Source organism: Nonomuraea typhae (assembly GCF_009760925.1).
In the GTDB taxonomy this organism is placed as follows: Bacteria; Actinomycetota; Actinomycetes; order Streptosporangiales; family Streptosporangiaceae; genus Nonomuraea; species Nonomuraea typhae.
On sequence record NZ_VRLV01000012.1, the window covers coordinates 55,721 to 69,027 of the forward strand.

5 protein-coding genes are annotated in these 13,307 nt (G+C 74.0%); all 5 read left to right on the top strand.

Annotation, left to right across the window (positions count from 1 at the left end; translation table 11 throughout):
* Window positions 1–30 precede the first annotated feature (30 nt).
* The 5 genes from FVE25_RS54520 to FVE25_RS36785 are packed head-to-tail and all read left to right on the top strand — an operon-like array spanning window position 31 to window position 13,307.
* Window positions 31–5,241 carry a non-ribosomal peptide synthetase gene (locus FVE25_RS54520; RefSeq protein WP_157252094.1) on the top strand — a complete coding sequence of 1,737 codons (5,211 nt, stop codon included), beginning with the start codon at window positions 31–33 and terminating at the stop codon, window positions 5,239–5,241.
* Window positions 5,238–10,553 (top strand): non-ribosomal peptide synthetase, encoded by a 5,316-nt coding sequence (locus FVE25_RS36770; protein WP_246268014.1) that lies wholly within the window; start codon window positions 5,238–5,240, stop codon window positions 10,551–10,553. The genes FVE25_RS54520 and FVE25_RS36770 overlap by 4 nt, the downstream gene beginning before the upstream one ends.
* Window positions 10,550–11,545, top strand: coding sequence for a saccharopine dehydrogenase family protein (locus FVE25_RS36775; protein WP_181019836.1), 996 nt, complete (start codon window positions 10,550–10,552; stop codon window positions 11,543–11,545). Before FVE25_RS36770 ends, FVE25_RS36775 begins: the two co-directional genes overlap by 4 nt.
* A complete protein-coding gene (locus FVE25_RS36780; protein WP_157252095.1) occupies window positions 11,542–12,579 on the top strand; it encodes a Gfo/Idh/MocA family oxidoreductase in 1,038 nt (345 codons plus the stop codon). The genes FVE25_RS36775 and FVE25_RS36780 overlap by 4 nt, the downstream gene beginning before the upstream one ends.
* Window positions 12,576–13,307 carry a thioesterase II family protein gene (locus FVE25_RS36785; RefSeq protein ID WP_157252096.1) on the top strand — a complete coding sequence of 244 codons (732 nt, stop codon included), beginning with the start codon at window positions 12,576–12,578 and terminating at the stop codon, window positions 13,305–13,307. Before FVE25_RS36780 ends, FVE25_RS36785 begins: the two co-directional genes overlap by 4 nt.

The following is a 13,307-nucleotide window of genomic DNA, read 5'->3' on the forward strand; positions in this document are numbered from 1 at the left end:
TAAGGGATTTCTGTGCTGACTTTGGAGTCCATGCGTGCCGACATCGCGGCGCAGCTCGACCTCGCACCCTCCGTCATCGCCGACGACGCCGACCTGATCGGACTCGGCCTGGACTCGTTGCGCGCCATGCGCCTGGTCGGCCGCTGGCGTCGCGCCGGCGCCCGGATCGTCTTCGCCGACCTGGCGGGTGAGACCACGTTGGGTGCCTGGTGGGCGCTCGTTTCCTCCCGCCTGACGGCCCTTGTCCAGGAGGAACGCGCCGATGCTGCCCGAGGAGGGCACAGGGGTGTCGCTCAGAAGGAACCTGCCGGCGTCGCCCAGGCGGGCGAGCGGGCGCCCTTCCCCTTGACGCCCGTCCAGCTCGCCTACTGGATCGGCCGTGCCGACGGACAGCCGCTCGGCGGCGTCGGCTGCCACGCCTACCTCGAGTTCGACGGCCACGACGTGGATCCGGACCGCCTGGAGACCGCCGTCCGCGCCCTGGTCCGCCGGCACGGCATGCTCCGCGCCGTCTTCCACGACGACGGCACCCAGCGCGTCACGGACACCGGCGCCTGGCCCGGCCTGACCGTCTACGACACCGGCCCCGCCCAGGTGCGCGCCGACCTGTCCCACCGCCGCTTCGACGCCGCCCGCGGCGAGGTCTTCGACGTACGCCTGTCACTCCTGCCCGGCGGCGCCACCCGGGTCCACGTCGAGGTGGACTTCCTGGCCGCCGACGTACTCGGCCTGCAGATCTTCCTGCGCGACCTGGCCCGCCTCTACCTGGGCCACGACCTCCCACCCCTGACCTACTCCTTCCCCCGGTACGTGGCCGCAAGGCAGGAGGCCGAGCGGGCGGCCCCGCCGTACGAGGCCCGTGACTATTGGCGCTCCCGCGACCTGCCGGGCCCGCCCCAGCTCCCGCTCGCGACGGACCCCGGAACCGTCACCAACCCGCGCTTCACCCGCCGCGAACACTGGCTCGACGTGGACACCTGGAAACTCCTCAAGGAGCGGGCCCGCGAGCACGCCGTCACCCCCGCCATGGTCCTGGCCACGGCCTACTGCCAGGTGCTCGCCGCCTGGAGCGCGGAATCGCGATTCCTCCTGAACGTCCCCTTGTTCGACCGGGACGAGACCCTTCATCCGGACGTGCCGCACCTGGTCGCGGACTTCACCAACCTCATCCTCCTCGAGGCGGATCTGCGCCCCGGTGAATCGTTCGCCGCCCATGCCCGGGCCTTGCAGCACCGCTTCCGCACGGACGTCCGCCACACCGCCTACTCGGGCGTGGACGTCCTGCGTGACCTGGCCAAACAGGGCCGTCCGCCGGCCGCCCCGGTCGTGTTCGCCTGCAACCTGGGCACCGACCTCATCGCCCCGGAGGTCGGCGAGGCATTCGGCCAGGTGGGCTGGATGATCACCCAGACGCCGCAGGTGTGGCTGGACCACCAGATCAACGAGTACGACCACGGCCTCCACCTGGCCTGGGACGCCGTCGACCGGCTCTTCGCCCCCGGCGTCCTGGACGCCATGTTCGCCACCTACACCGCCTTGCTGGAGCACCTCGCCCTCGCCGATTGGTCCACCCCCGCACCGTTGCCCCTCCCCAAGGACCAGCAAGAGGTACGGCAGGCCGCGAACGACACCGCGGGCCCGCTGCCCGAGGGCCGCCTCCACGACGCCTTCTTCGCCCTGGCCGCCCAGGACCCGGACCGTCCCGCCCTGGCCGGCGACTTCGGGAGCACGACCTACGGCGAACTGGCCCGCGCCGCCCTCACGATCGCCGCCCGCCTCCGCGCCCAGGACGCCCGCCCCGGGGACACGGTCGCTGTAACCCTTCCCAAGGGCCCCGCCCAGGTGGCCGCCGTCCTGGGGGTTCTGGCCGCCGGATGCGCCTACGTCCCCATCGGCACCGACCAACCGGACGCCCGCCGCGCCCGCATCCTCACCCGCTCGTCCACCCGCCACGTCATCGACACCTCATGGCCCGTCCCCGGCTGGTTGAGGCCCGGAGCACTGCCGGCCGGCGAGGCGGAGGGCGGTCCCGCCGAGCACCTGGCGGTATCCGGTGCCGACGACGCGCTGCCCGGCCCCATCCCCGTGGACCCGGACTCCCCGGCGTACGTGATCTTCACCTCGGGCAGCACCGGCGAACCCAAGGGCGTCGAGGTCACCCACCGGGCCGCGGTCAACACGATCACCGGCATCAACGACCGCTACGGCGTCGGCCCGGACGACCGCATGCTCGCCGTCTCGGCCCTCGACTTCGACCTGTCGGTATACGACCTGTTCGGCATCCTCGGCGCGGGCGGCACGCTCATCCTGATCGAAGAGGACCAGCGACGAGACCCCCAATCCTGGGCCCGCCTGTGCGCGTCCCACGGTGTGACCTTGTGGAACACCGTCCCGACCCTCCTGGACATGCTCCTCATCACCGCCCCCGGACTCCCGGAGTCTCTGAGACTGGCCCTGGTCTCCGGCGACTGGGTGGGCCTGGACCTGCCCGGCCGCCTGACAGCCCAAAGCGAAGGCCGCTGCCACCTGGTCGCCCTGGGCGGCGCCACCGAGGCCGCCATCTGGTCGAACGCGCACGACGTGGCCGGTGTCCCGCCCCACTGGACCTCGATCCCGTACGGCCGGCCCCTCCGCAACCAGCGCTACCGCGTCGCCGCCCCCGACGGCGGCGACCGCCCGGACTGGGTCCCCGGCGAACTATGGATCGGCGGCGCCGGCCTGGCCACCGCCTACCGCGGCGACCCCGAGACCACGACCGCCCGCTTCGTCCATCACGGCGGCGAACGCTGGTACCGCACCGGCGACCTCGGCCGCTACTGGCCCGACGGCACCCTCGAGTTCCTGGGCCGCGCCGACCACCAGGTCAAGATCCGCGGCCACCGGATCGAACTGGGCGAGGTGGAGGCCGCCCTGGAATCCCACCCCTCGGTCACCCGCGCGATAGCCGTGGCCGTAGGCGAACGCACCCGCCGCCGCCTCCTGGCCTTCACCACCCTCGCCCCCTCGGCCTCGGGCTCCTCCACGCCGGATCCCTCCGCCTCGGGTCCGGGTCCGTCGATCCATGGGCTGTCGGACCCCGGACTGTCAGCCCTGGGGGAATCCACCTCCACCGCGTCTCAAGGTCCCGGGGGAACCCACGCCCTCACCCAGCCCCCAACGCCCGGGGCTCCGCCCGCCCACTCCCCGATGTCCGCCGACGACCTGCGTGACCACGTAGCCGGTCTCCTGCCCGGCTACGCCGTACCGGCATCGATCACCGTCCTGGACCGGCTCCCCCTCACCCCCAACGGCAAGGTGGACCGGGCCGCCCTCACCTCCCTGGCCGTCCGGCAGGCCCAGCCCGAAGAAGCGGCCGCCACGGGAGACGCGCCGCAAGGCGAGGCGGAGGCCACGGTCGCCGCCATCTGGGCCGACCTCCTGGAGGTGCCCGAGGTGGGACGGGACGCCGGGTTCTTCGCGCTGGGCGGCGACTCCCTGCTGGCCACGCGCCTGATCGCGCGGCTGCGGTCCGCGGGGGTCGCCGACGCCCGGTTGAGCGTGCTGTTCGAGCGCCCGGTGCTGCGGGACTTCGCGTCCACCCTCACGCTCGGGGCGCCCACCGCGGAAGGGCGGGGGCTCGAGGCGGACGAGGAGCGTAGGCACGATCCGTTCCCGCCCACCGAGGTTCAGCGGGCGTACTGGCTGGGCAGGTCGGCGCACTTCACGCTGGGCGGCGTCGGCTGCCACTTCTACACCGAGTTCGACGGTGACATCGACCTCGACCGGCTCGAAGAGGCGTGGAACCGGCTCATCCTCCGGCATGACATGCTCCGGGTGGTCTTCGACGCCGAGGGGTTGCAGCGGGTCCTGGCCGAGGTGCCGCGCTTCACGATCGGGCGGGCCGGGTCGGTGGAGGAGCTGCGGGAACGCATGTCGCACCAGGTCCTCGACCCGGCGGTGTGGCCGTTGTTCGACGCGCGGGCCGTACGGCACGAGGGCGGGGTACGGCTGGGCGTCAGCTTCGACAACATCGCCATGGACGCCCTCAGCACGATGGTGTTCCTGAACGAGCTCGACCTCCTCTACCGGGACCCCGACGCCGAGCCGGCTCCGGTCGAGGTCACCTTCCGGGACTATCTGATGTCCCAGCGGCCGGACCCGGCGGTGTTCGAGCGGGCCAGGGAGTACTGGGCGGCGCGTCTGCCCGAGCTGCCTCCGGCGCCGCGGCTGCCCCTGGCGGTGCGGCCCGAGGCGGTGGAGCGGCCGAGGTTCGCGCGGCGGGAGGCGCGGGTGCCCGCGCGGGTGTGGCGGCTGGTGTCGGGGCTGGCCAGGGGACGGGATCTGACGCCGTCCACGGTGCTGGCGGCGGCGTTCGGGGAGGTGCTCGGCGCCTGGAGCGGGCAGCCGGAGCTCACGTTGAACCTGACCCTGTTCGACCGGCGCGAGGTGCATCCGGATGTGCATCGCGTGCTTGGTGATTTCACCTCGCTGATGCTGGTCGCGCACCGGGCGGGCCGCGGCTGGCTGGACGGGGCCCGCGGGCTGCAGGAAGAGGTGTGGCGCGGGCTGGAGCACGGCGAGGTGTCGGCCGTGTGGGTGATGCGCGAACTGGCCCGCCGGGCCGCGGCCGCGGCGATGACGATGCCGGTGGTGTTCACCAGCACCCTCGGGGTCGCGGCCGGGGAGCTGACCGGGGACCCGTCGTTCGGGCGCCCGGTCTGGGGGGTTTCGCAGACGCCGCAGATCTGGCTGGACTGCCAGGTGGGCGAGGTGGACGGCGACCTGCTCGTGCGCTGGGACGCGGTGGAGGAGCTGTTCGCGCCCGGTGAACTGGACACCGCGTTCGCCGCCTACCTGCGTGTGCTGGAGTGGCTGGCCACCGCCGACTGGTCCGCGCCGGTGGAGCCGCTCCGGGCCGCTTTCGGGCCGCGTGACGGGCTCGAGGCGAAGGGCGGTTTCAGGGAGTACGGCGGTGCCGTACCCCCCGATGACCCGGATCGGGTGACGCATCAGCCGGGGCCGCCGCGGCCCGGGCTGGAGACGGAGCTGGCCGCCATCTGGGCGGAACTGCTCGAAACCCCCGTCATCGGGCGGGTGGACAACTTCTTCGTGCTGGGCGGCGACTCGCTGCTGGCCACCCGGATGGCGGCGATCGCGGGGGAGCGGCTGGGGATGGAGCCGCCGCTGCGGCGGTTCTTCGCCGATCCGACGCTCGCCGGGTGCGCGGAGGCCATGGACGACATCGAGGAGGGACTGCTGTGAACGGGGCGCCTGCCGTACAGGAGCTGATGGCCCAGCTGGAGACGGCCGGGATCAGACTGTGGGAGGACGAGGGGACGTTGCGTTTCCGCGCGCCGAAGGGTGCGCTGACGCCCGAGAGGCGGGCGGCGGTGCGGGCGGCGCGGGAGGAGATCCTGGCCGAGCTGCGGCGGGAGGCCGCGGCCGAGACGGTGCACGCCGATCCGGCCGGGCGGTTCGAGCCGTTTCCGCTGACGGAGGTGCAGCAGGCGTACCTGCTGGGGCGCAACGACGCCTTCGGGTTCGGCGGGGTGGCGTGTCACGGGTATGTCGAGGTGACGTTCGCAGAGCTGGATCCGGTGCGGGCGCAGAGCGCGTGGCGGGCGTTGGTGCGGCGGCATGACATGTTGCGGGCGGTCGTACACGCCGATGGGTATCAGCAGGTTCTGCCGGAGGTGCCCGACTACGAGATTCGGGTGGCCGATCTGCGGGGCGTGGATCCGGGACCGGCGATCGCCGCGATCCGGGAGGAGATGGGGCACACCGTTTATCCGGCGGGGGCGTGGCCGCTGTTCGAGTTGCGGATCACGCTGACCGATGCGGGGGCGGTGCTCCATGCCTCGATCGATCTGCTCATCGCGGACTATGTCAGCATTCAGGTGCTGCTGAGCGAGTTCCAGGCGTTGCACGATGAGCCGTCGGGGGAACTGGCCGAGGTGCCGGTGCGGTTCCGCGACTGCGTGCTGGCGTTGCGGGCGCGGCGGGAAAGCGCCCGGTACGAGAGGGACCGCGGCTATTGGCAGGCGCGGCTGGACGACCTGCCCGCCGCGCCCGAACTGCCCGCGCTCGCCTCCCCGGCCGGGGCCGGGAGGTTCCGGCGCTGGGAGCACGTGGTCGGGGCCGCGGACTGGACCCGGCTGCGCGAACTGGCCGCAGGGCAGGGGATCACCGCGTCGCAGGCCGTACTCGCGGCATACGCCGAGGTCATCGGCCGGTGGAGCCGCAGGCCGCGCTTCACGCTCAACCTCACCCTGCTCGACCGGCCCGCCCTTCACCCGGGCATCGGCGGCGTCGTGGGCGACTTCACCTCGCTCAACCTCCTGGCCGTCGACACCACGCCGGACGCCGCCTTCGGCACCCGCGCCCGGGCCATCGGCCAGCAGCTCTTCGACGACCTCGAGCACCGGCGGCACACCGGGATCGAGGTCATCCGCGAACTGTCGCGGCGCCGGGGACGGGCGGCGAGTCTGATGCCGGTCGTGTTCACCAGCGCGATCGGCCTGGGGCAGGACGAGACGGGACGGGCCGGGTACGGGATCAGCCAGACGCCGCAGGTCTGGATCGACTGCCAGGTCAAGGAACACCGGGGCGAGCTCCTGGTCAACTGGGACGTGCGCGAGGGCATCCTGCCCGAGGGCGTGGTGGACGACATGTTCGCCGCCTTCACCTCCCTTCTGGTACGGCTGGCCGGGCCGCCGGCCTGGGCGGAGGTCTCGCCCGTGCCGTTGCCTCCCGCGCAGGCGGGGCGTCGCCAGGAGGTCAACGACACGGCGGCGCCGCTGCCCGGGCGGTTGCTGCACGAGCCCTTTCTGGCGCAGGCCGAGGCTGAGCCGGACCGGGTGGCGGTGATCACCTCTTCCGGGCGGGTCACGTATGGGGAGCTGCTGGGGCGGGCGCGGGAGTTCGCCGGAGGGCTGCTCGAGCGTGGGCTGGCGGCCGGGGAGATCGTGGCGGTGGCCATGGACAAGGGCGTTGAGCAGGTGGCCGCGGTCATCGGCACCCTCCTGGCCGGGGGCGTTTACCTGCCTCTGGACACCAGCCAGCCGAAAGCCCGCCGCGACAGCATCCTCACCGACGCGGGCGCCCGCCTCGTGCTGCTCCCGTCGGAAGACGGCCTGCCCTCGGACTCGGGGATGCCGGACCCGGGGCCGCCCGGGCGGGTCGCGCCCGACGACCCGGCCTACGTGATCTACACCTCCGGCTCCACCGGCACCCCGAAGGGCGTCGTCGTCAGCCATCGGGCCGCCCGCAACACCCTGGACGACATCACCGCCCGCTTCTGGATCCGCGGGGACGACCGGGTCCTGGGGCTGGCGGCGCTGGGCTTCGACCTGTCGGTGTACGACATCTTCGGCACCCTGGCCATCGGCGCCGCCCTCGTGCTGCCCGATCCCGCCCGCCGGGGCGACCCGGCGCACTGGGCCGCGTGTGTGGCCGAGCACGGCGTGACCGTCTGGAACTCGGTGCCCGCCCAGCTGCAGATGCTCCAGCACTACCTCGACGCCGGACCCGGCCTGGACCTGCCCACCCTGCGCCTCGGCCTGCTGTCGGGGGACTGGATCCCCCTCACCCTCCCCGGTCAGGTCCGCGACCGGCTGCCGGGCCTGCGCCTGATCAGCCTCGGCGGCGCCACCGAGGCCGCCGTCTGGTCGATCTTCCACCCGATCGAGGGCGAGCTGCCGGGCTGGCCGAGCATCCCGTACGGCAAGCCGCTGGCGAACCAGTCGTTCCACGTGCTCGACGCGGCCATGCGGCCGTGCCCGGACTGGGTGCCCGGCGAGTTGTACATCGGCGGCGCCGGTCTTGCCCTCGGCTACCAGGGCGACCCGGCCCGTACGGCGGAGCGGTTCGTCCACCACGACGGCCGGCGGCTTTACCGGACCGGAGACCTGGGCCGGTACCGGCCCGACGGGAACATCGAGTTCCTGGGCCGCGAGGACCTCCAGGTCAAGATCCGCGGCCACCGGATCGAACTGGCCGAGGTGGAGGCCGCGGTGCTGGCCCACCCGTCGGTGGCGGCGGCCGCGGTGAGCGTGGACGGCGGGGAGCCGATGGAACGCCGCCTGCTGGCGTTCGCGCAGGCCGTACAGACGAGGGACGACCCGCCCCCGCCGCTGCCCGCGCCCGCCGACCCGGCCGAGGGGGTGGACCTCGACCGCGTGGTGGAGGTCGCGGCGACCCTGGAGGAGATCGCCCTGACCGCGATGTCCGACGCCCTGCGCGCCGCGGACCTGTTCCGCGCCTCCGGCCACTCTTCCGGCCAAGGTGAAGGGCCGGGGCATGACGTGGACGAGGTTCTGGAGCGGGCCCGGGTGGCGCCTGCCCATCAGGGGCTGGTCCGGCGCTGGCTGGTGGCCCTGCACGAGCGCGGACGCCTCGACGTGGACCACGGCACCGGCCGCTACCACAACCTGCGCCACGACACCGACCTGGAAACCGCCTGGCGCCGGGTCGGGGAACTGACCAGGGGGCTCGACTACGGCGACGAGCTGATCGCCTTCCTCCGGCGCGGCTCCGCCCACCTGCCCGAGCTGATGCGCGGCGAACTGGACGCCAGAGACCTCCTCTTCCCGCAAGCCGGCACGAGCACCGCCGAAGGCGCCTACCGCGACAACGTCCTGAGCCGCTACGTCAACGCCGTCGCCCGGCACGTCCTGGGCAACCTGGCCAGGCAGCACGAGCAGCACGGGAGGGGAGTGCTGCGTGTGCTGGAGGTGGGCGCGGGGGTGGGCGGCACCAGCGCCGACCTGATCGCGGAGCTGGCCGCCTACGACGTGGACTACCTGTTCACCGACCTGTCCAGGTTCTTCCTGGACGAGGCGGCCGAGCGGTTCGCCGCCCACCCCTGGGTCCGGTACGGGATCTTCGATCTGAATGCCGACCACCGCGCCCAGGGCCTGGCCCCGAACGCGGCCGACGTCGTGGTGGCGGCGAACGTCCTGCACAACGCCCGCGACCGGGCGGCCACGCTGGCCCGCTTCCGTGAGCTGCTGGCCCCGGGCGGCTGGCTGGTCTTCATCGAGACGACCAGGGACCACGCCCAGATCATGGCCTCGATGGAGTTCCTCATGGAGCCGCACGACCGGCCGCGGACCTTCACCACCCGGCGGGAATGGCGGGAACTCCTGGAGGCTGCGGGCGCCACCGTCCACCTGCACCTGCCGGCCGAGGACGAGCGCCTGGCCGCACTGGGCCAGTGTGTGTTCGCGGCGCGGTTCCCCGCGGACCGGGCGATGATCGACCCGGCCGAGCTGCGCGGGTTCCTGGCCGAGCGGCTGCCCGAGTACATGATCCCGTCCGCCGTCCAGGTGGTGGACGCGCTGCCGCTGACCGGCAACGGCAAACTGGACCGCGCCGCCCTGGCCGCCCTGCTGCCGGGCCGTACGGGGGCCGGGGCGAGATCGGCGGGAACGGCGGGCGAGGCGCCCCGCGACGAGCTGGAGAGGCGCCTGGCCACCCTCTGGGCCGAGGTGCTCGGGCTGCCGGAGGTAGGCCGTGACCAGGACTTCTTCCTGCTCGGCGGCGACTCCCTGCTGGTGACCAAGCTGGCCGGTCGCATCAGGGAGGCGGTCGCCCCCGACGTGTACTGGGACAGTCTGGTCAGGCAGCTCATCAACCGGCCGACCGTGGCGGCCCTCGCCGTACATCTGCGGGAGGAGAACGCCGACCGCGCCCGGGGCGCCGCCACCACGGCCAGCCCGCTCGTGCGGCTCCATGAGGGCGGCGGCCGGCCGGCCCGCGTGCTCGTCCACGACGGCACCGGCACGCTGGCCCCGTACCGCGCCCTGATCGGCGAGCTCACCGGCTCGCCCCTGGTCGGCGTGGCCGTCGCCGACATCCCCGGCTACCTGGACCTGGACCCGGCCACCGCCGTGGAGACCCTGGCCGCCTCCTACGCCCGGCACCTGCTCAAGGATGGTGAGACCGATTTCGAGGTGATCGGCTACTGCATGGGCGGATTGATCGCCACCGAACTGGCCCGCCAGCTCACCGAGAGCGGCGCGAGCGTCGCGGGGCTCACGGTGATCAGCAGCGCCCGCTTCCCGTACCGCGTCGAGGACGAGGTCATGATCGAGTACGGCTTCGCGCAGGCGAGCGGCGTGGACCCGGTCCGCCTCGGCTACCCGGCGGGCGACCTGGCCGGAGCGCTGCGCGAGGTGCTGAAGGCGACGCCGGGCGTGGTCCCCGAGGGGGCACTGGCCGGGCTGGGCGGCGAGGTCGGCGCGGCGTTCGCGGCGCTGGCCGCCAAGCCGCGCGAGGAGCGGGCGGCGGCCCTGTCCCGGGCGATCGGCACCGACGTCGGCCAGGCGCTGCGCGTCTTCGGCCAGAGTTTCGCCGCCGTCACCCGCTACGACCCCGAGCCGTACGCGGGCGACCTCACCTTCCTGCGCCAGCGCGGCGTCACGAATCTGGTCCCGACCCTGCAGGACGACATGACCGCCTTCTGGCACGACCTCTGCCTGGGCCGCCTGACCGTGGCCGACATCGACGGCGACCACTTCACCTGCCTGGACCCGGCCCACGCCGCCGCCGTCGCCCGCCGGATCGCCCGGTGATCGGCGTCCTGGGCGCCACCGGGGCCGTGGGCCGCCGGGTGGCCGAGCTCCTGGAACCCCACGGGGTGCGCCGGGGCAGCCGTTCTGGGCCGGGGCAGCGGGTGGACGCCTACGACCCGGCCGGGCTGGCCGCCTTCTGCGCGGGCTGCCGCCTCGTGGTCAACTGCGCGGGCCCCTCGCACCGGCTGCTCGACCGGGTCGCGCGGGCCGCGTTCGCCGCGGGCGCCGACTACGTGGACGCCGCGGGCGACGATCCGCTGTTCGGGCTGCTGTCGTCGTCCGGTACGGCCGGCCGTACCGCGATCGTGTCGGCCGGGATGCTGCCCGGGCTGACGGGCCTGCTGCCGAGGCTGGTGACGGCACACGGAACGCACCGGCTGGACGTGTACACGGGCGGACGCGACCGGCTCACCCCCGCGGCGGCCGAGGACGTCCTCCTGTCCCGGGGGTACGGCGAGGCCCTGGCGGCCTGGCGGGGCGGGGTCCGCGTGTCCAGGGCGCTGACCCCGGCCGAGGACGTGGCGCTGCCGTACTTCCCCGAACGCGTGAGCCTGCACCCGTACCTGACCACGGAGGCCGAGCGGCTGGCCCGGCGCCTGAGCGTGGGGGAGTCGCACTGGTACACGGTCACCTCCAAGGAGCGCGTGCTGGCGCTGGCCCGCGGGTCGGCCGCGGACCTGGAACGGGCGGCGGCCCTCGAGCTCGCCGGCCGCGCGCCGTACTACGCCATGCTCTTCCAGGCCGTCGGCCCGTCCGGCACCGGCACACTCGCGCTCCGCACCGCCGACACCGCCGCGCTGACCGCGGCCGTCGCCGCGCACGCGGCCGAGGAGGTGCTGGCCGGAGCCGTGCGACCGGGCGCGCACTACGCCGCCGACGTCCTCGACCCCGAGGCCGTGCTGGCCGCGATCGCCCCCGTGGCCCGGGTGGACATGACCCGGGCCCTCCCGCCCGTGGACCCGCTCGCGCCGATCGAGGAGGGCGAGCTGTGAAGCGCGTCGTCGTCTGCGGCACCACGTTCGGCCAGGTCTACCTGGACGCCCTGCGCGAGGGCCCGTTCGAGCTGGCCGGGATCCTGGCCAAGGGCGGCGCCCGCTCGGCCGCCTGTGCCCGCGAGCACGGCGTCCCCCTGCTCACCGACCCCGCCCGGGTAGCGGAGGTGGCCGACGCCGCCTGCGTGGTGGTCCGCTCGGGCGTGGTGGGCGGTGAGGGCAGCGAGGTGGCCGCGGCGCTCCTGGAACACGGCGTGCACGTTCTCCAGGAGCATCCCGTGCATCCCGACGAGCTGGCCACGGTCCTGCGCACGGCCCGCGCGGCGGGCACGGTTCACCACCTCAACACGCTCTACGTGCACCTGGACCCGGTCCGCCGCTTCATCGCCGCGGCCAGGCGGCTGCGCGCGGTCCAGCAGCCGCTCTACGTGGACGCCGCCTGCAGCGTGCACGTGGCGTACGCCCTGCTGGACATCCTCGCCCAAGCCCTGGGCCCGCTGCGCCCCTGGACCCTGACCGCGGCCCCGTCGCACGCCGCCCCCTTCACCGCGGTCACCGGCGCGCTGGGCGGCGTCCCGCTCACGCTGCGCGTGCAGAACCAGATCGCCCCGAACGACCCCGACGCCCACCTCCACCTGCTGCACCGCATCACGATCGGCGCCGAGGGCGGCAACCTCACCCTGGTCAACACCCACGGCCCGATCGTCTGGAGCCCCCGCATGTACGTCGGCCGCGACCCCGACGGCCGCTTCGCCACCGGCGACCCCCACCTCGCCCTGCCCAGCGCCACCACGCTGGGCCCCGCCGAGGCGCCCTCCTTCCACGACGTCGTCACGCGCCTGTGGCCCGACGGGGTACGGCGGGCGCTGACGACCCTGCACGAGGCCGTCACCGGGGGCGGCGACCCCCTGAGCCAGGGCCAGTACCACCTGGGCCTCGGCCGCCTCTGGCTCGACCTGACCCGCACCATCGGCCGCCCCGACCTGCTCACCCAGGAACCGCCCCGGCCGCTGGCCGCCGAGGAGATCGCATGACGCCCCTCCACTGCTACGAACCGCGGCCCGGAGCCGCCCTGCGGCTGTTCTGCTTCCCGCACGCGGGCGGCAACGCCGCCTTCTTCCGCCTCTGGCACCGCACCCGGCACGACCTCGAGGTGCGAGCCGTGCAGTACCCAGGCCGCGCCGACCGGGCCGCCGAGCCGTTCGCCGACGACGTCCAGGTCCTGGCCAAACAGCTCGCCGAGGCCGTGGCGCCGCTGCTCGACCGCCCCGCCGTGCTGTTCGGCCACAGCCTGGGCGCGCTCATCGCCTACGAGGTCACACACGCGCTCCGCGCGATGGGCCGCGCCCCCGCCGCCCTCGTCGTGTCCGGCCGCCACGCCGCCCACGACCATCGCGGCACCACCACCTTCACCGGCTCCGACGACGACCTGGTCGCCGAACTGGCCCGGCTCGGCGGCTCCGCCCCCGAACTGCTGGCCGATCCGGAGATCCGGCGTCTCGCGCTGCCCGCCGTACGCCACGACTACCGCCTCGACGAGACCTACGCGCACCGCCACGACCGGCCGCTGGACCGGCCCGTCCTGGCGCTGATCGGCGCGGACGACCCCGAGGTGAGCCCCGGCCAGGCCGCCCGCTGGGGCGAGCTGACCACCGGCCCCTTCACCCAGCGCAGCCTGCCCGGCGACCACTTCTACCTGGCGGACCGGCGCGCGGACGTCCTGCGCGCCGTGCTCGCCACCGTGCCGCCGCCCACGCCCTGA